Annotated in this window: 18 protein-coding genes; 1 reads left to right on the top strand and 17 read right to left on the bottom strand. The window is 47.8% G+C overall.

What is annotated here, in order from left to right:
* Positions 1-44 precede the first annotated feature (44 nt).
* The 14 genes from tssM to tssB are packed head-to-tail and all read right to left on the bottom strand — an operon-like array spanning position 45 to position 18411.
* Complete coding sequence (gene tssM, locus ACGF63_RS19845) at positions 45-3590, bottom strand: type VI secretion system membrane subunit TssM (RefSeq protein WP_387632791.1); 3546 nt, start codon at positions 3588-3590, stop codon at positions 45-47.
* Positions 3587-5020 carry a type VI secretion system protein TssA gene (gene tssA, locus ACGF63_RS19840; protein ID WP_387632790.1) on the bottom strand — a complete coding sequence of 478 codons (1434 nt, stop codon included), beginning with the start codon at positions 5018-5020 and terminating at the stop codon, positions 3587-3589. The genes tssM and tssA overlap by 4 nt, the downstream gene beginning before the upstream one ends.
* A gap of 4 nt (positions 5021-5024) precedes the next feature.
* A complete protein-coding gene (gene vasI, locus ACGF63_RS19835) occupies positions 5025-5672 on the bottom strand; it encodes a type VI secretion system-associated protein VasI (protein ID WP_132355619.1) in 648 nt (215 codons plus the stop codon).
* Entirely contained in the window at positions 5669-6469 is an 801-nt protein-coding gene (locus ACGF63_RS19830) for a helix-turn-helix domain-containing protein (protein ID WP_387632789.1), read from the bottom strand. The genes vasI and ACGF63_RS19830 overlap by 4 nt, the downstream gene beginning before the upstream one ends.
* Entirely contained in the window at positions 6466-9105 is a 2640-nt protein-coding gene (tssH, locus tag ACGF63_RS19825; protein ID WP_387632788.1) for a type VI secretion system ATPase TssH, read from the bottom strand. Before tssH ends, ACGF63_RS19830 begins: the two co-directional genes overlap by 4 nt.
* A gap of 10 nt (positions 9106-9115) precedes the next feature.
* Entirely contained in the window at positions 9116-9886 is a 771-nt protein-coding gene (icmH, locus tag ACGF63_RS19820) for a type IVB secretion system protein IcmH/DotU (protein WP_166290567.1), read from the bottom strand.
* On the bottom strand, positions 9886-11238 hold the full coding sequence (gene tssK, locus ACGF63_RS19815; protein WP_023043438.1) for a type VI secretion system baseplate subunit TssK: 1353 nt from the start codon (positions 11236-11238) through the stop codon (positions 9886-9888). Before tssK ends, icmH begins: the two co-directional genes overlap by 1 nt.
* 2 nt (positions 11239-11240) lie before the next feature.
* A complete protein-coding gene (gene tssJ / locus ACGF63_RS19810; RefSeq protein WP_166290565.1) occupies positions 11241-11807 on the bottom strand; it encodes a type VI secretion system lipoprotein TssJ in 567 nt (188 codons plus the stop codon).
* Complete coding sequence (tagH, locus tag ACGF63_RS19805; RefSeq protein WP_036836719.1) at positions 11807-13093, bottom strand: type VI secretion system-associated FHA domain protein TagH; 1287 nt, start codon at positions 13091-13093, stop codon at positions 11807-11809. Before tagH ends, tssJ begins: the two co-directional genes overlap by 1 nt.
* Positions 13094-13098: 5 nt before the next feature.
* Entirely contained in the window at positions 13099-14151 is a 1053-nt protein-coding gene (gene tssG / locus ACGF63_RS19800; protein WP_023043435.1) for a type VI secretion system baseplate subunit TssG, read from the bottom strand.
* Positions 14115-15962, bottom strand: a complete 1848-nt coding sequence (tssF, locus tag ACGF63_RS19795) for a type VI secretion system baseplate subunit TssF (protein WP_387632784.1) — start codon at positions 15960-15962, stop codon at positions 14115-14117. Before tssF ends, tssG begins: the two co-directional genes overlap by 37 nt.
* A gap of 2 nt (positions 15963-15964) precedes the next feature.
* Complete coding sequence (tssE, locus tag ACGF63_RS19790; protein WP_132355610.1) at positions 15965-16405, bottom strand: type VI secretion system baseplate subunit TssE; 441 nt, start codon at positions 16403-16405, stop codon at positions 15965-15967.
* A 6-nt stretch (positions 16406-16411) separates the two neighbouring features.
* Positions 16412-17890, bottom strand: coding sequence for a type VI secretion system contractile sheath large subunit (gene tssC, locus ACGF63_RS19785; RefSeq protein WP_132355609.1), 1479 nt, complete (start codon positions 17888-17890; stop codon positions 16412-16414).
* A 23-nt stretch (positions 17891-17913) separates the two neighbouring features.
* Positions 17914-18411: a type VI secretion system contractile sheath small subunit gene (tssB, locus tag ACGF63_RS19780; protein WP_046974843.1), complete on the bottom strand. Its 498-nt coding sequence runs from the start codon at positions 18409-18411 to the stop codon at positions 17914-17916.
* A gap of 936 nt (positions 18412-19347) precedes the next feature.
* Between tssB and ACGF63_RS19775 the strand changes: the two genes are divergently transcribed.
* On the top strand, positions 19348-19866 hold the full coding sequence (locus tag ACGF63_RS19775; protein ID WP_021323277.1) for an Hcp family type VI secretion system effector: 519 nt from the start codon (positions 19348-19350) through the stop codon (positions 19864-19866).
* Positions 19867-20835: 969 nt separating this feature from the next.
* On the opposite strand, the gene ACGF63_RS19770 is transcribed toward ACGF63_RS19775, so the two are convergent.
* The 3 genes from ACGF63_RS19770 to ACGF63_RS19760 form a co-directional block, all read right to left on the bottom strand.
* Positions 20836-21099 carry a helix-turn-helix domain-containing protein gene (locus ACGF63_RS19770; RefSeq protein WP_387632782.1) on the bottom strand — a complete coding sequence of 88 codons (264 nt, stop codon included), beginning with the start codon at positions 21097-21099 and terminating at the stop codon, positions 20836-20838.
* 271 nt (positions 21100-21370) lie between these two features.
* Positions 21371-21571 (bottom strand): helix-turn-helix transcriptional regulator, encoded by a 201-nt coding sequence (locus ACGF63_RS19765; RefSeq protein WP_387632780.1) that lies wholly within the window; start codon positions 21569-21571, stop codon positions 21371-21373.
* Positions 21572-21574: 3 nt separating this feature from the next.
* The gene (locus tag ACGF63_RS19760; protein WP_387632779.1) at positions 21575-22453 is read right to left on the bottom strand and encodes an integrase domain-containing protein; all 879 of its coding nucleotides are present in this window, start codon (positions 22451-22453) and stop codon (positions 21575-21577) included.
* Between the last annotated feature and the right edge of the window lie 1529 nt (positions 22454-23982).

The following is a 23982-nucleotide window of genomic DNA, read 5'->3' as shown; positions in this document are numbered from 1 at the left end:
TGCCTGCCGCCGCCGGCGCGGGGCAGGTGCTTTTTTATTATTGATTAATAGAGTGTATCGGGCAGTGTGAACTGGCTGAACAGGCCGCCGGCAAACGGGTTGTTGGATTCATCCACGTAGATACGGTAGGTCATGTCACCGCCATCCACGCTGAACAGGACATCAAAGGAATCCTGACGTACGTTGGTCAGTTTGCCGCTGTTAATCAGCCGCAGTTGTGCCCACGGGCCGGTGAAGCTGATGGCGCGTGGGGATTTGCCGCTGACGTCCGGTATCAGCGTGAGCTGACTTTCCACCCCGGCCCGCATGGAGTTTGGCCAGATTAAGTGTACGATGCTGCCGCGGCCATGGGCATAATCGAGTAACTGTCCGTCGAGGTTAAGCAGGCTGCGGCGTTTGTTGCCGGTCAGGCTGAGGGGTTCAATAGCAAACTGGGTGCCGAGGCCGTTTTGCGGGGTGAAGAAGGTGTCACGAATACGGTTAGCCAGGGTCAGCTGTTTCAGCACATCCGGGCGGATAAGCTGTTCCCCGTCCGTGCCGTAGGTCAGGTTGTTCTCGACAAACGGTTTGAGGTTCTGCTGATAGAAGGCATCCAGCGTGCCGCCCGGCCGAAAGAAGCGGTCGAACTCACTGAGCGGCACATCCTGGGTGGCGTCCGGGTTGAACGGATAGCGGCCGGCCAGGTAGGTCTGGTACTGTCTGACGACGTTTTCGCTCCATTCGACTTCCAGCGAGCTGACCGCTTCCCTCATGACCACCTGCCACGCCTGTTCAGCCAGTTCACCGACCCAGCGGTTTAACGGCTCCGGCAGGTTTTTCGCCAGCTGCTGTACTTCGAAAATGGGGTCGCTGTTGTTCTGTTCAAGTCGCAGCTGGACGGCTTTCAGGGCGGCTTTACCCGGTACCGGGGCGTTCTGAATCGCCAGCAGGTAACGGTGCAGATCGGTCAGTTTCTGATAAACGCTTTGCAGGGTGCTGTTTTTATCGCCGTATTCCACCAGCACGGCGGTTTCCGGGGCGAATTCCCGGTTGATGCGCACCCGCAGGCGGTAATCCGGGGTGTCGCGTAACTGCTGCTGTTCTTTGGCCGGCAGGGTCTCATTAATCACCGGCAGGCGGGTGTTGTCGCTGAGGATCTGCAATGCGCGGCTGAGAGGCTGTTCCCCGCTGATGACCTGTTCAATGGCACCGATGGCCTGCGGGATATCGGTAAAGTGACGGATATCCAGGTTGTTCATGGCCCCGCGCCAGGTGGCGGTGTAATCCCCCAGGTACTGTTCGGTGATTTGGCGCTGAATTTCCTGCCGGTCGGCCTTGCTGTACTGCACGTTGTGTGACAGATTCAGCACCCAGCTGTCCATCACGGTCAGGTCAATCAGCTGGTCGTCCTGTTTGACGAAATAATTGTTCAGGCCGTTCATTGTCAGGAACTGGGGGATAATCAGCTGTTTGTCATTATTGGCGATAAAGAGGCGGTCAAAGCCGGAGCCAATCTGGTCACGCAGGTTAAGCGGCGGCGGCAGTGAGTCCTGGGCTTTGATGCGCAGGTTCTGGTACACCCGCTGATAAATGGAGAGCTGGCCCAGTTCTTTCTGGGCGTTTGCCATCGGGTGTTTGTAAGGGGCAAAGCTGCTGATAGCGGCCGGGTTATCGGCTTCCCGGGCCGCCCGCCAGTCAGTGTGGTCCAGCGCATAGTCGAGATGGGTCAGCAGCTGTTCCTGCACCTGACGCTGGCCGTTAAACACCTGACTCCAGCGTTCGCGCATGTACTGTTCTACCAGCGACTTATTGCGGCCACTGCGGTCTTCCAGCATCCGCATGATGCGGAGGACTTCAAGTTTCTCTTCACTGCCTTTGGCCGCCTGGTTCAGGTCATCCAGCAGACCATTCATCAGGGCGGGCAGGAAGCGCTGGGACAGCAGTTGCAGGTAGGTGTTTTCGACATACGGACCGACATCGGAGCCTTGGTACAGTCCCATATCAGTGAACAGTCCTTTCTGATGGTAATCCCCGTAGGCAAGGGTCGCTTCCCGGAGAGGGTTCAGCAGGGGTAATTGTAAGTTCCCGTTGCGGTCTTCCCCTTTGGGTGGGGGAATGGACAGGAAGGTTCTGGCCTGTGCCAGCACTTCTTCACCGGCCCGATAGTTCTTCTGATAGTTATAGTGCCAGCCTGTCCACAGCGCCAGGGCAACCGCGGCGCCGGCGGTGGAGAAGGTCAGGAGTTTGCGGCGGTGATGGCTTAGCCACAGGCGGTTTTCCGCCGCCAGATTGGGCTCGGCCAGCAGGACGTCTTCAAACAGCGCGCGGGTGAAGTAGGGGGCGGTATCGGCCACCGGCCAGGTCGGAAAGGCCTGTGGCCCCAGGTGATACTGCACGGCGGCAGACTGGGTGAAGATGTCATCCATCTGGCCGATTTGTCTGGACGAGGTGAGATAAACGCCGCGCAGCCCGGGCTGTGCCGGGCCGCCATTGTAGAGAATGCCCTCCAGCAGCTGAATCAGGTAGCTGTGCAGCCCCTGTATCTGGCGGGTGAAGCTGAACAGCGGGCTGCGCTGGCTGATATCCACTTTGTTGAGCATCATGTCCGGCATCGCGGCATTGAGTTGCTGCATCCACTGCTGCCAGAACTGTGCCAGCTCAGTACGCCAGCGGTGCTCATCCTGTGCATTCAGGCTGAAGGTGACGCCCAGTATCTGTGTGCGTTGCGGCTTGTCCAGTGACTGGAATGCCGCGCTGAAGCCATGCAGCAGATCCAGTTTGGTCAGCACCAGATAGAAGGGGAGGGGGTTGTGCAGGGTTAACCGCAGATCTTGCAGGCGCAGATGGAGCGCGGCGATATACCGTTCGCGCTGCGCTTTGTTGTCGGTCAGTAAACGGTGGGTGTCCACCGTCAGGATAATGCCGTTGAGGGGCTGGCGCTGACGGTTTTCGGTCAGCCAGGCGAGCAACGATTGCCACAGACGGGCGGGCAGCTGGGGCTTGCGGGTATCGGGCGGTGATAGCTGGTCGATCAGAAAGCCGTCCGGGTCAATGATGACCGCTTTTTCCCCCAGCCAGCAGCGCAGGTGCAGGGGGTGAGCCTCTTCCCCTTTATGGCTGTCCGGAAGGGCGATATCAGTCAGTTTGTAACCTTCCTGAATTAGTGCGGTTTTGCCGCTGCCGGTGTTGCCCAGCATCAGGTACCAGGGGCGCTGGTAGAGGTAATTCCAGGTGCCGAGATGGCGCTGTAGCTGCTCTTTCCAGTGATTAAGGTAGCTGTCCTGGTGAGTGATATCGGCCAGTACCGGATCGATCTCTTTCAACTCCACATCCAGTTTGAGTTTTTCGAGCTGACGCAGACGGCGCCAGATTTTCGTCCCGATAAAACCCAGGGCCAGCAGGATAATAATGACGGTGGCCAGCCAGCGGGCGGAGAGATTTTCCAGCGGGTGGGTTTGTCTGAACTGCCAGCCGGGTCCCCACCACCATATCCAGATGAGAGCAATACAGGGCAGGAGGGCCAGTATCAGCGAGGCGGTGGCTTTGAGCGGCGGCAGGCGCGGCATCGCCGGTTTTTTGATATTTTTCAGAAGAAGAGAGAGCCAGTTCATGGGTTAACGCTCCTGTTTGCGATCGTATCCTTTGGGGTGGCGGTCATTGCAGCTTTTTCTGCCAGTCCCGCCAGCAGGCCGGGCTCCCAATGGGTGAGTAACAGGTGTTGTCCTGCCTGTAACAGATGCCGGTAATGTTGTTGTGCCAGGGCCGTCATGCCTGCCTGTTCAAGCAGCTGTGCCGTGAGCAGCTGGCCGTAGAATTGATCCCGGGGTTCGGTCAGTTGCTGCTGGTGCTGTTCTGCCGCGTTGAGTGCCGCTTCCAGTCCGTGTTGCCGGAAACATTGCCAGATGGCTTCTTGATCCGGTGTTGCGCCGCCGTTGACGGCGGCAGTCGCCGGCGGTTGCAGCCAGTTCAGGGTTGAGGAGGAGATAAACGGACTCATATCGGAAAAATACAGGGTCTGTAACACCGGCAGGCGTTCAAGAAATGCTTTCAGTTCATCACGGATGGCCCCAGCGACGGCGGTATAGCCGAGTTTTTCGGCGGCCTGAGCCGCGATAGCGTGGCCGTCAAGCCAGTAAGGGGCGAGGGTCAGGCTCTGTTCTATCTGTCGCAGTAAGGATTTATCAGCTGTGGGCAGTTTTGCCAGATAATCTGCGGTACGGTCCGCCGAGGTCGGTGCCAGCGGGGTTTTGCCTTTACTGCTGGCCGTCGGTGCGGTGGTCAGGGTGTGCCAGATGGCATAACGGCGCAGACGGTAACCTGTGGCGATGTCGGGCTGGCGTTCGCACAGGAGATCAGCAACGGTGAGTAATGTCTGTTTCCAGGCTTTTTCACTGGAACTGTCTACTGCGACATCCGGTGCCGGTGCGGGTGTCAGCGCGGAGGTGCCCGCGGGTTGTGCGCCGGTTTCTGCTGATTCAGCCGGTGCGGCGACGGGTTTTGGTGCGGGTTTGCGGGCATAGCGGGGGCGCAGCTGGTCGATCTCTTTAGCCAGTGCGGGTTCATCGGTATGCCAGCATTGCGCCAGATGAGCCAGTGCGCCTTGTGCCGCCTCTCGCTGAGCTTCATCAGCCTGTTCGCAGAAACCGGCATGAGCAGTGTCAAAACGTTTAATGACCTGCTGTGCCAGGCGACGTTTGAGCAGGGGTTTTTGCGGCCAGGCAGTTTGCCAGTAATGCTGGATGTAATCGGCTAACAGCTCCATTGCCAGTATCAGTTCAGCGGGATTACTGCTGTGTTGCAGTGTGCGCAGTAAATGCACCATCAGCCTGAAATCTTTGCTTTTTTCGCTGAACAGTTGCAGCGCCTGACGCTGGATCTCTTCAATATCAATGGTGGAATGGGCCAGTGATCCCAGCTTAACCATTTCGCCGTCAATATATTCCCAGGCGGGTTCGTTTTCATCCAGCTCGCTGCCAGTCAGTTCATCCGAAAGGGGGGTCAGCAGGAGGCCCTGCCAGTCAAATTGTTTCCTGATATCCATGGGATCACCAACGACAGGCGGTGCGTAAAGGTTTCACCGCCTGTTCCAGTTGAGAAATGTTGAATGTTATCTGACTGCCGTTGTCAGTTTTGATGGTCAGGGTGTGGCCTGTCATCAGTCGTTTAAGTTGTTCAATGCCGGGTAGCCCACGGCTGGATTCCAGCAGGTAGCCATTTTCGCGTAAGAACCAGTCGGCGCTGAATTGGGTTATGTCAGTCGAAATCATCACCGTGCCACTGTCTTGTGGTTTAGTCAGTGCGACCTGTATCCGGGTGATGTTATCGATACAACTCAGCATCAGTACTGGCCGTGGTGGCAGAGTACCGATCGCGGGTGTGGTGAGTATGACGCGGGTCGGAATTCCCTCGGATTGGGTAGTGATAAAACCGGTTGAATGATCAGTGCGTTTCATTTCCTGTTCCATTGCTTGTCTCCAGGCCGGGCCGGTTTTTTCTAACGGAATAACGGCAATTTTATCCACTTTATCCAATAGACGGTCATAGCAATCGAGTCTGATCAGCGGTGAAGGTTCTGAGCGGCATTGCAACAAGGCCGATAGTGGCGGCTCTGTTGTGGCTTCCTGAGTAGGCTGAATATCGGGTGTGCCCGTTAGGGATGCGATTAATGAACTGACAAGTAACAAGAAACTCATAATTTACACCTGTATTTCGCCAGTTTATAAGTCAATGTGCGGGGAGCAATGCCCAGGCTTTCCGCAATTTGTTTGGTATTGCTGCCATAGATATGCTGACGTTGTATTAGTACCGCACATTCAAACTCTTCGATTGCCTGAGGCAGGTTGTCAATTTTGCTGTAATCGTGAGAGACACTGGCCGATGTTTTGTTTTCTGCTGTGGTGCTCAATGAAGCTAATAATTCATCAAGCTGTTTTTCTTTTTGGCGCTGAGTCTGAAAGACCTGGCGGATCTGGCGCAGTTGTTCACGTAGTTGTTCCAATTCCTGCAATCTTTTCAATCGGTGTTGCATGACATAGCAGTAGATGTAAAACATGTTGCTATCGTCGGCAAAGCGACCGATATCTTCGGCGAAAATAGCAATGACACCACACGCTTGTCCGTTGCAGTTAAACAGCGGGATGGCATGCAGACCACAGCGGTGGGGAAGCTCTTCGACAAAGGTGCGAAAGTTTTGATTGTCTACCCGCACTCCTTGATTGAGTGATCCCCAGGTTGTGGGGGTGCCTTTGTACAGGATTTGTACCAGCGGATGGTTGATATCGCCAATATTGACGTCCAGTTGCAGAGCGCTTATTTGGTTTGACGCTGGCAGTCGGTAGCATTCCAGACGGCTTTCATTCACGTTAAGCAGAGAGACCAGCAAGGCGTCAAAACGCTGGCGTTGGTGATTCACCTGAAGAAAGTGGTGAACCAATTGCTCAATAGAGTCATTTTCCAATAACGCTAATGCGCTTTTCAGCCGTTGTTTCATGGTATCTCCTCAATCACCGCGTTGAATTCATGTGCATCAACGGTTAGCTGGATGGTACTGATCTGTTTTCCTGAAGCCATTTTTTGCAGCAGCAGCAGGGATAGTGGCGGCAACAAAGCGCCATCAATGATCGATTCCAGCATACGTGCGCCGTTTTCCGCACGGGTTGCCCGTTGCAGTATCTCTTCAATAACGTCGTCACTGATGGTGACTTCGGCATTGAAACGTTGACGTAATAGGTTATCGAGGCGGACTAGTTTGCCTTGGATAATGGTTTTCAGGGTGTCGTATCCCAACGGCAGATAAGGCACCACTTCCATTCGCGCCAATAGTGCCGGTTTGAAGAAAGCGGCCAATTCAGGGTAGAGCAGGTCGTTCATCTCTTCCGGTTTGTCAGCGTTATCGACGATGGTTTGATAGCCCAGGTTGGAGGTCAGGAAGAAGACCACGTTTTTGCAATCAATCACCCGGCCTTCACCATCGGCCAGTTCACCTTTGTCGAATGCCTGATAGAACAGGTTCAGTACGTCAGGGTGGGCTTTTTCTACTTCATCAAGCAGGACGACAGAGTAAGGTTTTTGGCGAATAGCTTCGGTGAGTACGCCACCTTCGCCATATCCCACATAGCCCGGAGGTGAGCCAATCAAGCGGGAAACGGTGTGTTTTTCCTGAAATTCGGACATATTGATGGTGGTCAAGTATTGACGGCCACCGAACATTAATTCTGCAATTTGCAAAACGGTTTCCGTTTTACCAACACCGCTTGGACCTACCAACAGAAAAGCTCCCAATGGGCGACCGGGGCGGCGCAGGTCGGCTCTGGCAGTCAACAGATGTTGATGCAGGCATTTGATGGCGAGATCTTGCCCTTTGATGCTTTGTCCCAGATGGATTGGCAGTTCAGTGACAACAGAGAGTTCACTTTGTGAAAGACGATTAAGTGGTACGCCGGTCCATTCAGCAATAACTGCTGCAATCTGGTTTTTATTCACATGAGGAGAAACCAGAGTTTGTTGTTGCTGTAACTGCTCCAACTGTTGATTAAGTTCGGCCAGTTTGGTAATCAATTCTTCGGTTGTTATCTCTGCGGATGGTGCGCTCTCTTCTGTTTGATCAGTTGTTTCATCCGTTAATAGCTGATAGCGCAATTCAATAATTTGCTGAACCAGTTGCTGTTGTTGCTGCCAACTGGCTTCCAGTTCAGCCAGTTTTTCTGTTGTTTCTTGCTGTTGCTGCTGTAGTTCATCCAGTCTGTCAGTATGCTGGTTCAGCCCTATCCGTTGTTCCCTTGCCAGCACATTCGATTCCATTTGCTGCTGGTAGAGCTGGTTTTTCAGTGCGGAAACTTGACGCGGAGGTGCTGTCAGGTTGATGGCAACACGTGCACAAGCGGTATCCAGTACATCAATCGCTTTGTCTGGTAACTGGCGACCGGAAAGGTAGCGGTCACTTAATATCGCAGAGGCTTTCAGCGCTTCGTCATCGATCAATACGCCATGAGCCTGTTCATAGATTGCCCGCAGGCCACGCATAATAATCGTGGCTTCTTCCGCTGTCGGTTCGGCTACTTTGACCAGTTGGAAACGGCGGGAGAGGGCCGCGTCTTTTTCGAAATATTTTTTGTATTCGCCCCAAGTGGTTGCGGCGATAGTTTTCAATTCACCACGAGCCAAGGCGGGTTTCAGTAGATTGGAGATATCCAGTCCGCCCTGTTGATTGCCTGCGCCAATCAGCGTGTGGGCTTCATCAATGAACAGAATAATTGGTACGGATGACTGGCTGATTTCACTCATGATGCCTTTGAAGCGTTTTTCAAATTCACCTTTTACCGCGGCGCCTGCTTGTAACGCGCCCAGATCCAGTGTCATCAGTTCACTGTTGTGCAATTTTTCCGGTACCTGGTTGTCGATAATGCGCAAAGCCAGCCCTTCAATCAGTGCGCTTTTACCCACGCCCGCTTCACCCACCACAATTGGGTTATTTTTACGGCGACGGCAGAGAATATCGATCATCAGGTCGATTTCGGTGTCACGGCACAGAACCGGATCGAGTTTTCCCTGACGGGCTTGTTCTGTCATATTCTGAGTAAAGCGGGCGAGTAGGCTGTCACTGTTGGCAACGGTTTTTCCTTGTCCATTTTTATCGTTCTCCACAACAGGTTGTTCGGCAGAGCCGGCAGTCCACTGGGTGAAATTCTGACGCAGCAATTCGCGATTTATGCCCGACAGAAGACGAGCGGATTGCGGTGTCAGATAGCGTAACGGGCTGAACAGCAATGTCATTAGCATGACACCGCTGCGTAATTCTTGATGCTGCATTTCGGTTGATGCTAACAGCCAGCTATCCTGTAACCACTCCACCAACATCGGGGAGAAGTTGGGGTAGGCTTGAACCATCGTTTGATGGTGAGGGATCATTTGATCAAGTTGCTCTTTCAGCAAGTCACTGTCTACCTCGGCTTGGCTGAAGATCGCTCTGACATCACTGAGAGGTGTGTTGATCATTTGCAGCAGTAGCTGAGAGACAGTGATCTCAGGTTGCTGCTGGCTGACACACTGCGCTGCCGCCGTTTCCAGAGCGTGCCGGGTCATCGGATTTAAGCGGTTAACTAATGTGGGTAGATCAATCTGGATCATCGGTTCTTTCCTAGCTCAGTAAATTATTTAGCTGTTGTAAGATGTTTTCGGTCTGGCTGTGTAGCCGGACAGCATAGAAGCCATAAACCACGGCGAGCAGCGCCGTGCCGCTCCAGAACAGGTGTTTGATGGTCAGACGTTTACCCAGTCGGTAGCGGCCATCACGCTCGTTAGCGTTACTGTGCAGAATGGTTGCTGGCGCTTCGCCCCGCAGCGTGTGCAGTTGTTGGTGTAACCGGCGGAATAAATGTTCAAAATCATCACCTTTCTGCGAAGCCACTTTGTAGCGGCCACGGTAGCCAAGGCAGAAGCAGAGATAGATAAATTCCAGCAGATGCTGATAGCGCTTAGGTTCACCCATTAGACGCTCCAGCAACTGAAAGACTTTTTCACCGCCCCAGGTTTCATTGTGAAATCTCACCAGCAGTGATTGTTGTAACCACTCATTTTTGCTGTTCCAGCCATGTCCCAGTGCGGTTTCGTCAATGAAGGTACAGAGCATGTAGCGGAAAGAGACAATCGCGCCCGGTTCATAACCTTTAGTTTGCAGAAATTGTTCGATTGCCTGAATATCGGTCACGACCTGTTGGTAAAGTTGGTCCGGCAGTGGCTGATCACCCATGTCTCTCATTCGCATTACCATGCCAAGCAGCGGTGTGGCGGCATCAATCATTGGATTTAGGCTTTCTCCGCGCAGCGGTAACTGATACTGACGATGCAAGACAGTATCAGTGACTTCCGGCGTTAGAGCCGGGTTGTCATTAATGGCTTCGGTTTTCATTAGTCACTCCCATTGCTGACTGCCCAGAATTGCATGTCTAATCCAGGGAAGTCCCCCGAGACATGGAAGGCAATGGTGGTGCCTTTCAGAATCTCTTGCCACGCCGTGCCTTGTTGATCAAAACGGAAATAGGTGTAGCCGGCGTGATAAGGCAACTGACGTGGAGCCGCAGGAAGCGCGACCAGTTTTACGCCAGGCAACTGGACACTGACCCTTTCGCGGATTTTTTCCAACGATGTGACTTTAGTTTGCTGAGGGAATTGGCGGAGTAATTGATCCTGTGGCATCTGTGCGCGGATTGCCAGAATGAAATCCGCTTTGGTCAATACATCACGATCATAAATATTTGCCACCTGGATACCATTTGATTGATTTTGTAGTTTAATTGGGATCGCGCGCGGGGTCAGGACAACACCCAGTGCTTCGCGCATGGGGATCATGGTTTCCTTGAATGTCTTCGTGAGATTGTCATGAGTGTAATCCGGTACAATGCCAACCTGACGCGATGCAGCCGTGAATGTTCTTAGTTCACCACAGGTTTGGATCAACTGAGTAAAAAAATCTTGTGGGTGCAGAATGGATTGTCTGGCGTAGTGGTTAAACCATGGCTGAACCCGGTTAACTAACTGGAGCATCATAAATTCAGCAACATCAGCTACTCCTTGCTGACTAGGTGAACCAATCCGATCAGAGAGTGATCTGCCTCGTTCTATCAGTGCCATATTCACTTCATCCATGTAGATTTTTAACCGGCTGGAAACATTGATGGATGTACAGGTTGGCACGAATTCTTCATCCAGTATGAGAGTCCCAGTCGGCAACTTTTCTATTATCTGGCATAACGGCAGCAAAGAGAACGCGCTGAGATCCTCTGAGCCCTGTTTCAAAACCGGTGTCAGTTGTGCCAGCATGAGCTGGCTGACATCACCGCCATCAGTGTGCAGGTCACGGATATCTGCCGTATGTTCACGGTAGCGTACAGCCCCGGCCTGATCGGATTCCGAATGGGAGATTTCATTGAGGGTGTCGTTGGCTATTGGTAGCGCCAGGTAGATACTTTTGCTGTTGCTATCGTGAAGATTCTCTACATCAAGTGGCTGAGGCGTGACATCCTGATGCGGAATAGAGAACACGGTGCCATCCGGCATGATACCGCTGGCTTCGGTGATACCGATACGCCCCAGAGCGAGAAGATCCTTGTCAATAGTCAGGGAACTGAAACCGTAACCGTAACTGGTTAAGGTTGCCAGGCGGCTGTGAGCCAGATAGTCATTATGTTTTTGCTGTTGTTGGAAGTGTTGTGGCTTGATAAATAATCCTTCGCGCCAAATCACCCGATTTTTACCTGACATAATTATTGCTCCTCTTTTCTAAGTTCAACTTCGTTCGCTCTGATGTGCACCAAGATGTGGTATTGCTGTCCTGTGTCTTTTACTTTGATCACTTTTTTCCATTCAGATTGATTGATATCGGCATAACGAACGATGACGCCGATGTAACGGCTATTTTTTTCCAGTGGGATGACTGGCAACGGTTTGTACTGCCCCGGCAATAAGGTGTAATCCTGATGGTTGATGTAATTTTTCCCCAGCGCTTTATCCAGTTTGTCGCTCTCAAGCTGATCATAATCAGCGGCAAGCAGGCGGGAATCTTCACTGAGATAGATCAGATGCATTTCAACCGGCGTGGGTTCGCCATTTTTGTTGGGATTGATATCAGGCTCTGCCAGCAAAGTGATCGCGGCGGTGGAAGGTAAATCCGCAGGTTGACCGACCGGGGTCGATGGGTCCCAGACAACCTGTCCGACTTTCTTCGTAGCCTGCCATGCACCGCTGCAACCGCTTAACATCAGCGCTGCCAGCAATACAAACCATAAGGTGTGATTACTGAACCATGAGGTATTACCGCCGAAGCGTTTCATTACTGGCTATCCTCTAAACCCTGACGCAGAGCGCGGTCATAAGCTTGTTCATAGACTTCACTAAACAGTTTTTCGAATCCTTGCTGGCGGCTGGAAGCCAGTTCGCGGTAGTAACTGGTGTACATTTCCCACGCCCAGGTTGCGTCTTTCTCCTGCGTCTCATTACTGCGACGGTATTGAGCGAAACGGTTGAGTAGGTGTTCCGGTGAGAAAGCATCCAACATGGTGTTCAATGCGGCAGTGATCGCGATCCGGTTAGCCTGATAGTGCAGTTGCAGGTTGTGCAGGCTCTCAGCGACGGCGGATGGCGCAGAGAGATGTACCGGGCTTTTTTGATCCGCGAACATCACCTGCATGGTGGTGTCGTAATCCATATTGAGCCGCAGTGGGTTGTCTTCGATAGGGCGTAGTTGCTTATCACGCAAACCATGTTGTGCACGTTGCAATGCCAATAAGCCTTCAATCGCCGCTTTCATGGTTTTACCCATTTCTTCCAGAAAGTCGTTGGCCTGTTGGCTGTTATGCAAAGGTAATTGTGTGCTCAACCCTCGCATCAATGGTGTGATAGCGATGTGCTGCTGTTCCATGTCCTGATATTGTTCACTTAAAGGTGAAGAGATACTCGGTAAATCAACAAAATCCCGATCCATAGCATTGCCTCTGTTGTCTGAGAGGGGAGAGAAGAATAATGGGGTGTTGTAATGGCCTTGTTGCAGGCTCTGGTTTATTTCATTACTCACTGGGGTTTGGTCCAGTGTGGTCAGATTTTCGCTGTCGAGAACCTTAAGTGGGTCATGGCTAAAATCGTGGTTAATCGTTGGCGCCAAAGAACGATGATCGGTGAAAGTGGTATCTTGGACTGGGTCTTTTTCCATCATGGCATCCAGTGGATTGCTATAGCTGGAGACGAGTGATTCCGGTGATACCATCATGGGATCAATCCGATCTGCGTCGGAAAAACTGATATGGCTTTTGAGCACCAATTTGCCGACAGTAATTTCATCCCCTTGTTGCAATCGGATGAAGCCGGTACCCGAGGTCAGTGGTGATTGATTCACAAACAGAGGCCCGGCGATCATTTGCAGACAAAATGCGCCATCACGCCACTGAATAGTAAATTGTGATGGATTGATATTGCCTTTCTGATCTTGAACAGACCAAAGATGGCTTTCGCTGCTGCCGACGGTGCCGCCTTGAGTGGAGAACAGGCAACTGGCAGATTTGCCGCTTTCCAGTTGATCGCTGTTGATCACGCGTAATGAAAGGGTTGGCTGTTGTTTTTCCATCGTCTTTATCCACTAACTGAAATTGTGATAAAGGGTTTCTTTTCCGGCTCGCCGAGAAAGCTGGTCCACCCCAGGTTATTGTTTTGTTTCGTACCAAGAACCATGCCGCCCGCTTGGTTTTCGGCCAGTCCAAGACGCAGATCCCAAGCCAATTGATCGCGCAGGACAAAGCAGATAAACATCACCAGTGGCAGGAAATTTTTTCCGTCCGGTAGGAATGACAGGAAGTGTTCACGGGATAGGTCATTGATACATATCATAAATTTACTGTTGCAACTTCTCACCCATGAACCGAGGAAAAAGTTTTCTCCCATGATGGACTGTTCAATCTTTTTTTTCCGACCTTTTAATTTCAATTTTCCGCCCAGACGGTTTTGTTGTGATGGTCCAATGGCGATTTTCCTAATTTCCCAGCCATGCACGGTAACATCCGGCAGATCAAAGCAGTGTGAAATCAAACTGCGTATGACTTCTGGTGATCGACCGGGGCTGGCTAGCAGGCCGGCATAGGCCAGCATTTTGCTATGATTGATATTTAAATGAGCACGGTTCACATCACTGCCAAGCCCAACCAAAGCGAACATGCGCTGAGAAAAATCGTCCATTCCGTTTTTGTCAAAACAGATGTAATAACGATATTTCCGCCAGATTTGATAAAGCATGACGACTGAGCGGTGATTGAAAATATTCAGAAAATCAGTCAGCCGGTTTTCGCCTTGGGCTTCTTCCCATGCCAGTGAATCAAGGTAGTAACCAGGCATCGGTGACTGGCTACCATGTAATCCAAGAAAAGAGACTTCCATCTGAAAACGACCTTGCTCGGTACGTTTCACAGAGACAACATCTCTGGTCGGGAAAGCCAGGCTGGCACTGGATTTGAAACTGATTGCTTCCCGGTCAGGGCGATCGGTTTGCCCCGTTTTTTCCCACGCTACCGCCAATTGGTTGAGTAACTCGACCAATTGATAAAAATTGTATTTTGAGACATCCGGCACCAGATTTTCTGGCGAATTTTTTCCCGTTACATCAACGCGTGTTGACCTATTTGTTCCGGCCATTCATAGCATTCCTGATTATCTAAATTGATCACTTTCAGCATGTGGAAGGAATTAATGCTGGCATATAATGCGAAGAAACGTGACAGTATGTTGCAGAATAGGTAGAGCTCACCTTCAGAGCTGAAAGCCTGTTGCCGGATATACAATGTTGATTCCGAACCACGTACAGGAAGTCCTTTAAACAGGCGGTCTATTGGTTTCGTTTCGATCCGTTCAATCGCGTTCAGCCGTTTTTGTGATGACCGTGATGACTGCCTATTATATATGCTGGGGAGATCGTAGGTACTCAGTACCTGTTTCAGGGAGTCCTTATTCAGTAATGTCATATAATTCAGTGACATATTTGAGATGAGGGACCAGTGATATTCGCCGCTCATCAATGGATAAAGTGGAACGGATGGGCGGGTTATATTACGAAACGACGCAAATGACGGGCTGCCCAGTGAAGCGTAATTAATGTCACCCACCCGTAGTTGCAGTGGCAGTTCGCGGTTGGTGCAGGTCAATTTGACAGAAACATTTTCATGCCTTTCCAGTTTCAGTAGCTGTGATGCATCGCCACGTACGAAAGAGATATAGTGCTCAAGTCCTTTGCGGAAAGGGGATTCTTTGACCCTGATACGGAAATAGCGGGTGTTGAGTTCGCTTTCATGCTCGATTTGATGATGAAAACTTTCAAATGGTACATAGCTCCGCTCACTACCGCGCGTGAAGTCGGGTTTACCATCTGGACCAAGCAGATTGCTTTCCACTTTATCAATGGAAAAAATGTCGTAGCGATCAGGATGGCTATAGCTGGCTTTCAATGGATATTCCGCCTGGCTGCCATCCAATAGGATAGCTTCGCTATCCATTGGGAAGAGGTTGATTGCCGGTACACAATGCAGTCGGAAAGTATCTTGGCGGATTTTAACTTCCGGTGGAAGTGCTTCTGAAAAATAGAGATTCAGCGTAAAATCACTGGCTTTAAGATCTGCTGGTAACTTGGGGAAACCCGTGATATCAAAAAACAGAAACCCTTCAGAAAAGCAGAAGTATTCCTGCAAGATGCGATAACCCATATAGGAGTTTTTCGGGTAAGGCAACAGAGCATCTTCCCGGTTAAAACCAACCGGAACGACATCAAAATCCGGCAATGAAATGGTGGTATCGCCTACGATAAGTTTTGCGTCTTCAAGGTAGTAACTGAGCCAAAAATAGAGCTGTGTACTGCTGTAATCATCGCCGCTCAGATAAAAACGCAGCTTATCAAGTTGCAGCTCTTGTAAGCTGAGTTCTGTCTTTGAGGTAAAGTTCAGACCAATAACACCTTGCTCATTGCTGTTATTGACGGAAATGTCCCTGATCGACATTGGAAACAGCCAGACATCACGGCATAAAGTGAAAGTACAGCGGTTGTCTTTGTCTGATTTATTTGGGTCGGTACTGCTTGAGAAAATATTTTTATCGTCTTCGTCATCATTATTTGCTAGCTGGCAACTCTGGATTTGAGCTCCGCGCTTAATCTGTGTGGCTTGTGTGACGGTGCTTTCATCGGGTGTGTACTGGATAATGGTCATGCTGGGTGTTGGCCGCAGATAATTTGGCCATAGCATATGCAGTAACCCATGAGTCAGTTCGGGGAACTGATCATCAATTTTTGCCCGTAAGTTACCGGCAAGGAATGCAAATCCTTCCAACAGACGCTCAACATCCGGGTCAGAGCCTTGTTCAGACAGAAATGAAGCGAGGTGAGGATGTTCAATTGCGGCTTGTTTCCCCAATTGTCTCAGGTAATCCAATTCCTCTCTGAAGTATTTTTCAAGTGACATATTTATTGAGTCCGCTCTAGGCAATAACGCCGGTTGTTATCCAGTTGAATGTTAAATTCAACGACATCATTAATATCATCCAGGGAAACCCGGGCACTGATCTGAAAACTCAACAGCAGCGGATCACTATCATCGTGGATTGCACTGACAGAGACTGATGATATTCTTGGTTCATAATTTCTAATGCAATGCTCTATTGCCTGTTCAATACTTTGCTTAAAGTCAGTTGCGGTGGTTGTGGCGTCATTGAGATCAATAACGCCAAGATCAACCGCACTCTGACAAGCACCCGGATGGGTATTGAGAACATTATTCAGGTGCCGTCTGATGGAGTTGAGTAGCTCACGCATTCTTGACTGGCGGGAAGAACCCGAGTTCTTCCCCTGAATACGCTCAAACAAGCTGGCAGAGCCTTCTCTATTCCAACTGTACAGCGCAGCCATGACTAATTATTCCTTATCCAAACGCCCTACTAGTGACAACTCAAAGCTGGCTCCCATGTATTTGAAATGAGGGCGAACTTGCATTGCTACCTGATACCAGCCTGGATCTCCTTCCACATCCAAAACCTGAATTTGGGCAGAACGCAGCGGGCGACGGCTGCGGACATCTGTTGGTGGATTTTCCTGATCGGCGATGTACTGTTTCAGCCAGGTGTTCAGTTCACGCTCCAGATCTTGACGCTCTTTCCAGGAACCAATCTGCTCGCGCTGCAACACTTTGATGTAGTGTGCAAGGCGGTTGATGATGAACATATAGGGCAGTTGAGTACCCAGTTTGTAGTTGGTTTCAGCCATTTTCCCTTCGCGGGTGTTCGGGAATACTTTTGGCTTCTGAACTGAGTTGGCAGAGAAGAATGCGGCGTTATCACTGCCTTTACGCATGGTCAGGGTGATAAAACCTTCTTCAGCCAATTCGAATTCACGGCGATCGGTAACCAGAACTTCTGTTGGGATCTTGGCCTGGATTTGTCCCATTGCTTCGAACAGGTGAACGGGTAGATCGCTGACAGTACCACCGCTTTGCGGGCCGATAATGTTCGGGCACCAGCGATATTTGGCGAAGCTGTCAGTCAGGCAGGATGCCAGCAGATACGCAGTGTTACCCCACAGGAAATGTTCGTGATCCTTGCTGACATCTTCCTGATAGTTAAAGTTTTTAATTGGGTTTTCAATAGTTGAATATGGCAGACGCAGCAGGAATCGTGGTGTTGTCAAGCCGAGGTAACGTGAATCCTCAGATTCGCGCAGAGCACGCCATTTGGTGTGAGCCGGGCCTTCAAAGACGGATTTCAGATCTTTAATTGCTGGCAGTTCGGTAAAGCTGCTGATGCCAAAGAAATCAGGAGCAACGGAAGAGAGGAATGGCGCGTGAGCCATCGCACCAACCGCGCTGACGTATTGCATCAGTTTGATATCGGGTGAGCTATTGCTAAACGCATAGTTACCGATGACTGCGGCAACCGGTTCACCACCAAATTGACCATAACCTGTTGAGTAAACATGCTTGTATAAGCCTGATTGGATGATTTCTGGTGAGAATTCAAAATCTTCCAGTAATTCGTCTTTAGTGGCATGGATGATGTTGATTTTGATGTTTTCACGGAAATCTGTGCGATCAACTAACAATTTCAGTGAACGCCATGATGATTCCAGCTCCTGGAACTCTTTGGCATGCATGATTTCATCGACTTGAGTGCTCAGTGTCTTATCAAGTTCAACAATCATTCTATCAACGACGAGCTTGTTGATGGGTTCTTCGTTAGAACCGGTACCCAAGATGCTGCTGATAAAAGCCGCAACACCTTGTTTTGCTATATGGTAGCCGTCATTTTCCGGCGTCATTCTTGCCTGAGACATAATCTCGTCAAGCAAAGAGGTGGTAGACCCTGGGGCTAATGTTGTACTGCTCTCTTCATGCAAGGACATGTTAAAAACTCCTTTCCAGTCAATTATTTTTGATTGACGATTTCAAGTTCTTTTAGAAGTTGTTCGCGGACTTTTTCATCACCCAGTAATTCCTGTAAGCGGGTGCGGAATGCTGGAATATTTCCTAACGGCCCTTTTAGTGCGACAAGTGCTTCACGCAGTTCCAACAGTTTGTTTAATTCAGGAACTTTTTTTGCCACGTTATCGGGTGAAAAATCGTTTAGTGATTTTATTTCCAGGTTAATTGGCAGGTCATCTCCACTATCATCATTGAGACGATTAGGGACGCTAAACGTGAGATTGATGTTTGCTTCATTCATCACGGAATTAAAGTTATTTTTGTGCACAGAAACAGCTTGGCGTTCTTCAATTGGCGTATCTTCTTTCGTCCCTTTAAGATCACCGACAATAAGTAAATTAAGTGGTAATTCGATTTCAGCTACTTGATCACCGGTATTTGGGACATATTTGATATTAATCCTTTCCTTCGGTGCTACACTGCCTGGGCTATTTTTACTCATATTAAAATCCTTCGGGTAATACAATTTTGGCAATTAGGAATTATTTGATAACAATATTGATGAGAGAGTTGCCCCTGATACCTACCTATTATGTGATGGATAACGTAAAAATCCCTCCTGATTTAATGAGACGGAGGATTAACTACATTGGATTGGGTAGTAAGTCGACTTGTATGAGTATATAGATAAATACGGATTCAGAATATTCTTACGCATCGAGCAATAGCATCAATATAGACAGCTCTGCAAAGTAGAGTGTCGCATTTTGTTTTTTTATTGTAAAGATAAAACATAGACAGATATACCCCTCTATTCGGCCTTTTGATGATTTTATTATATTTTGCAATAATTTACGTTTTGATTTCCTCTCAAGCCATTTCTTTGTCAAGTCCCCCAATATAGTAATATTAGCAGCTATTTTTCTGGGTATTTATAAATTTTTTGTGATTTTTTGTTTCATTGTGTAACAAAGTGTTTCCAAGTGTATTTTTTGTTTCAACTTTAAATTTAATTTCATATTGAAAATATTATTATAGTTATTAATAGGGTGATGGGGATCAAATTTTTGATTTACTTTTTATTTTTCAGTTGCCCAAGAAATAAATTTACTTGACATTAATAAATTTATTGAATTTCAATTTGATGTGTGTATTTTTCATTGGGCTGAATTATCTTAACTAGTCTAATATTCTTAAAATTACCACATTTAAGGGTTATTGTGTTGAAAAAGTTGCCATTATAATATTTTTATTCGTTGATGATGAGTGAGCTATTTTTTAATTGAGATTTTATTTTGAAATGAGCTCGTTGGTATTTATTATTCATTTTAGCGTTCGATGCATTCGCAAGTGATTTTTTTCGAGATGAAATAATTACTATAGAAATTAATATGAACGCTACTTTGAATATCGATACAATTTTTTAAAGGATATTTTCATGCCAACTCCATGTTATATTTCCATCACTGGAAAAACCCAAGGTAATATTACCGCTGGCTCATTCACTGCTGAATCAGTGGGTAATATTTATGTTCAGGGGCACGAAGATGAAATGCTGGTTCAGGCATTTGATCATGTAGTTACCGTACCCACTGATCCTCAATCAGGTCAGCCTTCTGGTCAGCGTGCTCATAAACCATTCCGTTTCACAGTTGCATTAAATAAATCGGTTCCATTGCTTTATAACGCATTGGCTTCTGGTGAAATGCTGACGAATGTGGAATTGAAATGGTACCGCACTTCTGTTGAAGGGAAACAAGAGCATTTCTTCACAACTCAGTTGGAAGATGCGACTATTATCGACATTGATTGCAAAATGCCGCATTGTCAGGATTCAACAAAATCTGAATTTACTCAGTTGGTTCGTGTTTCTCTGTCTTATCGTAAGATTAACTGGGAGCATACAACCGCAGGTACTTCTGGCGCAGATGATTGGCGCGCACCTATTGTTGCCTGATAGGTAATATAATCATTCAGCCAATGGAATATCTTTTCATTGGCTGAAAAACTTAGTTGTTTTATTAAAATTAAGAATTATTAATAACTGCCTTCAATTTCTTTCAGTTTATTTCCTTCTTTTCTTCTTTTTATTTAATCTATTTTTTACACGTACTATTTAACGATATTACTAAATGATTCCGATAACACTCAGCCATTTTCTTGCTTTTCTTTTAGCCGTTTTATTGGTTGTAGCGGATGTTAACGTTTCTCTGTTCCTATTTTAAACGGGTGATCTGCTTGTTTGTAGTGTGTAAGCATTTCTTATGATTGGTAGTGAGAATGCAGGTAGTATCGCGTTCTTAAATATCATATTTGGTCCTGATAGAATATTTTACTTATCCTAAATTTTAATAAATATGACAAGATTGATCTTCTGGGTTTGGTATTCAGGATCCTGCCATTTTTATTGCTAATGGGGCTATAATGATGCCTTACCATCTGTTCCATCTATTGGGATGGGTTTTTAGTTGTCAGGTATTCCATACTGGCAAGTAATCTATTCTCTGCTCTGGGATCTAAAACCTAATGCTAAGTTATCGTCACAAATTAAACTAAATGTTTTATGATATTGAATTTTAATGATTTATTTTTATTTACTTGACTGTTTTTTCCTTCTACGTGCCCCACTATGTGCCCCACAATTTACCGCAAGAGCATAAAAACAAGTGAAAACATCTGAACAATAGATGCCAGAAACCAGAGATTAAAAATAAACCACTCTGATAATTTCGGGTTGGCTACAAGCAATGGAGAGTATCTTGTTAAAAATGAATGTGATCAAAAAGGCTACATAAATTACGGGTTATAAGGTTGGAAAAGCCATGAGAGCAGTAAAGGTCCGATCATTCAGGATTTCATTGTTAGTCTCAAGGCTTAAAATTTATCGCAGTTCTCCCGAAAAAGAGATAACTTATTGATATTAAATCTATTCGTCAGAATCATTTCGAATGGTTCGCTTGATAAATTGCCCATTCTCATCAAAATATCGGCTGGGCCATATCTCGGCAGGTGTTACACCAATTTCCTGAGCAATCAACAGCTCCCCTTTGGGCCAAGGTCGGACTAAAGCATTGGCTAATGTTGAAGAACTTAAACCGTGTTCTCTGGATAATGATGCCAACGTTTTATTCTTCTTACGTATCGCAGCGATAATATCGGCGGTATGCCAGTCTTTTTGGTTTTTTGTCATTCCTGCTTACCTCTGGTGGTGGCGATTCAAACAGGGTTCGCAGTACCGGCGATTCACATCCGGCGAGGCGTTAGCCTCCCCCGCCTGAACCGCCATAGAAAGAGCGAAAGCAGGCGCACTGGTAAAAACTACTTACCAGTGTCCGTGAATCGTCAAGGCTGCGACCCCTTGACCACCGGATTTTGCCGATGGCGAGGCTACTTTAACTGATTGTATTATTTGACTCAATAATCAAATAAATAAGGTTTACTTGTAGTCATTTTATCTAGATTCATCCCTGTGCTTTCTTACGGCTGCTGGTTTTATTGATAATCCATTCATCAATTTTTTTCTCCACCCATTCTTCTGGCTGGATACCCCGCCTGACAGGTTTAGGGAAATCGCCTTGTTGCATCAGATGGTCAATCCATGATTTCTTTAAACCGACTTTTTTCATCACGTCTGCCAGACAAATTAAGGTTGCCTCTGCCATTGCTCAATCTTCCCTTTGACTGTAAACCCGTTCAACATAACGCCCCCGGCCATCACCGTGACCCAAATCCATTGAAACTAAGGCCCTAGCTTCCTGACGGGTAAAACCGCTTTGCTGGTAAAGCTTCAGCGCATCTTGTGCCCATGCGTAGCGCAAACTGTGCGGAGCATAACGGCCTGTTAATCCCAGTCGTACCGTGTGTGTACGCCAGTAGTTCATGGCCTGTCTGAGGTTGGGTTTATCAATCAGCTTGCCACCGCGTTGTTCTGCGATTTCAATGGCTTTATCGACGGCTTTTTTCATAGCTTCCACATTCAACACATGGGTTTGCCTTGGGCGACCGCCCTTGGTGCCAAAAACCACATAGAGTTTAGGTTCAGGTTGGTTAAGTTGTTTTCGCCAGCTTTTCAGTGAAGCACTACACTGAACGGCTTCCTGAGAACGCAATCCCATCAAACGAGTGAGCTGGAGTGTGATAGCTAGTCCGGCGTCATATTTTGCAGCTTTCTGATAGATTGTCTGAAATAGTGCGTCAGGAATGGCTTGTTTTGTCCCCGCACGACTGGCACCACTTAATCCCAGAGTCTGATTACTTAGTCGAGGAGAAGCACTTAATTTTGTCCGGCCTGCCAGAAGAAAGATGTGGCGAAGTGCTGACATCTCATTTTGCAAGGTGCGTTTGGCTATGCCTTGAGACAGCCGGGCATGGATATAACTTTCAATGTGCTTTGACTTCAAATGGTTAAGGTTTTTTACCTGGATGTTCAGCTTCAACAAGAATTCACCCAGCCGTCCCGCTATCCGAATGCGGTCATGGCAGGTTTTATGACTGCCTCCTGCTTGTCTGGCAAAGGCTTGCATTTCCCTGACTAATCGACTCATATCACCCCTTATTTTTCACCTGACAACATTAAATCTCTGGCGCGCGACAGTTCTGACAAAACAGGGTTTATCTGTTTTGTCCTTGAACGATACCTGTGCGCCAGAGTGAACGCTGTTGAGGTGTTGCGGGGCATCGGTTTCAGTACGCTGTACTACCGCCTGTGTGAATAGGTTATCCCCTCTGGCAAAAAGCCAGCCTCGGTATCGTCAAGTTCTCCTTTTTGATGTTTTTTTAATCTTAAATAGCAGTGACAGAAGCACTGATTTGTTGAACAGGCATACGCCTGTAAAGTGAATGTTGCTCTTATGCTGCGGCGTCACTTTCAGCAGTAAACCTGCAAAAAGTGACGCCTTTAAGCATTGGAGATAGTCAACGAAAACAGAGTTGGTGCTTGCAAATGCCTGATGGCATAGCAAAGCGCTGTTCGTAGCAGCGTAAAACTGTTGCAACATGTTGATGTTGAGATATAACCGATCTAACTGCCTGATAGTTCAGACAGCCGTGGTTAAGACGCGAGCAAAGCAAACCGTGAGCTTTGGCTTACGTGAAGTGAAATGAGGTAAACCATGAGGTTTAGTCTCATTAGAGCGAAAGATAGGGAAAGTTATCTTGTCTGACGCCTGAGTATAAAAAAACTCGTTTCCTCCGGGATAAACAACCCGCGAGTGAGTTTAAATGTATAAATGAACCTTCATCGCTTTTACTACGCGATCCCCACTTTCAAAGGATAAGTGGGGTTATCAGCCTTATGGTGCTTAACGGCCTTCTCTTTTCAGATAAGAGAGAATTGTAAGTGTGGTCGCTCAAGAGCGCTCCCTCTCAGACCTGTTGAGAGCATTGGGAACTGTCAATGACAGCGCTGGCTACTCGAAAGCGTTTCCTCTCAAGCCACTCGGAAACATTGGCGGCTGTCGATGACAGCGATTAAGTATGGCAAGATTAGCGCAGGATTTAATGTGTAGCAATAGGAAGCAGATAATTTTATCAGTTAGTTAGATTGCTATGGTAGGTGAATTCTCAAGCTGACGCGCTACGCTTGTCTTCTCTTGTTTTACTGACTAAATATTTAGTCAGTAAAACAAGAGAACTGAGTAAAACCACAGTTATATTTGATATCTCAAATAAAATGTAACTACATAACGAATGGACTATGGATAAAAAGGCTCTTACCTAAATAAGAAGGAGAATGACTTGAAAACTTAAGGGAAATATTTACAAAATTTGATTAATTATTTTCGTAAAAATCAAAAATTGTCTACCAAGGTAAATTTCCTGCAAGAAACCTCATATCACAGCTACAAATCCTTTAATCGAATGATCTTCTGATATCTCATGCAATAAGTAACTGATTGTTTTTATATCTTATAATTTAATTTATTGACTGTGGCAATTTGCTAGAAAATTTATATATAAGCAAAAGTGGGATGTCAGCTAGCCAGCCAAGAGAGCCATTTCTCAAAATCTGGCATAATTATGGTCTGGGAAGTTAATTGCTTCTACTAAAAAATTATAGGTAAAATTGTTCATC

The sequence above is a fragment of the Photorhabdus sp. RM322S genome (assembly GCF_042879395.1).
Taxonomy (GTDB): domain Bacteria; phylum Pseudomonadota; class Gammaproteobacteria; order Enterobacterales; family Enterobacteriaceae; genus Photorhabdus; species Photorhabdus khanii.
The sequence above is the reverse complement of the archived record's forward strand: the minus strand, read 5'-3'. Positions and strand labels throughout refer to the sequence as shown.

Bases quoted from the DNA above. Each gene is read 5' to 3' on its own strand.
- tssF (WP_387632784.1), bottom strand. From the start codon at position 15,962: ATGTCACTTGAAAAATACTTCAGAGAGGAATTGGATTACCTGAGACAA.
- ACGF63_RS19775 (WP_021323277.1), top strand. From the start codon at position 19,348: ATGCCAACTCCATGTTATATTTCCATCACTGGAAAAACCCAAGGTAAT.
- tagH (WP_036836719.1), bottom strand. From the start codon at position 13,093: ATGGAAAAACAACAGCCAACCCTTTCATTACGCGTGATCAACAGCGAT.
- ACGF63_RS19770 (WP_387632782.1), bottom strand. From the start codon at position 21,099: ATGACAAAAAACCAAAAAGACTGGCATACCGCCGATATTATCGCTGCG.
- tssH (WP_387632788.1), bottom strand. From the start codon at position 9,105: ATGATCCAGATTGATCTACCCACATTAGTTAACCGCTTAAATCCGATG.
- tssE (WP_132355610.1), bottom strand. From the start codon at position 16,405: ATGGCTGCGCTGTACAGTTGGAATAGAGAAGGCTCTGCCAGCTTGTTT.
- icmH (WP_166290567.1), bottom strand. From the start codon at position 9,886: ATGAAAACCGAAGCCATTAATGACAACCCGGCTCTAACGCCGGAAGTC.
- tssJ (WP_166290565.1), bottom strand. From the start codon at position 11,807: ATGAAACGCTTCGGCGGTAATACCTCATGGTTCAGTAATCACACCTTA.
- vasI (WP_132355619.1), bottom strand. From the start codon at position 5,672: ATGAGTTTCTTGTTACTTGTCAGTTCATTAATCGCATCCCTAACGGGC.
- ACGF63_RS19760 (WP_387632779.1), bottom strand. From the start codon at position 22,453: ATGAGTCGATTAGTCAGGGAAATGCAAGCCTTTGCCAGACAAGCAGGA.
- tssC (WP_132355609.1), bottom strand. From the start codon at position 17,890: ATGTCCTTGCATGAAGAGAGCAGTACAACATTAGCCCCAGGGTCTACC.
- ACGF63_RS19765 (WP_387632780.1), bottom strand. From the start codon at position 21,571: ATGGCAGAGGCAACCTTAATTTGTCTGGCAGACGTGATGAAAAAAGTC.
- tssM (WP_387632791.1), bottom strand. From the start codon at position 3,590: ATGAACTGGCTCTCTCTTCTTCTGAAAAATATCAAAAAACCGGCGATG.
- tssA (WP_387632790.1), bottom strand. From the start codon at position 5,020: ATGGATATCAGGAAACAATTTGACTGGCAGGGCCTCCTGCTGACCCCC.
- tssK (WP_023043438.1), bottom strand. From the start codon at position 11,238: ATGTCAGGTAAAAATCGGGTGATTTGGCGCGAAGGATTATTTATCAAG.
- tssG (WP_023043435.1), bottom strand. From the start codon at position 14,151: ATGGCCGGAACAAATAGGTCAACACGCGTTGATGTAACGGGAAAAAAT.
- tssB (WP_046974843.1), bottom strand. From the start codon at position 18,411: ATGAGTAAAAATAGCCCAGGCAGTGTAGCACCGAAGGAAAGGATTAAT.
- ACGF63_RS19830 (WP_387632789.1), bottom strand. From the start codon at position 6,469: ATGAAACAACGGCTGAAAAGCGCATTAGCGTTATTGGAAAATGACTCT.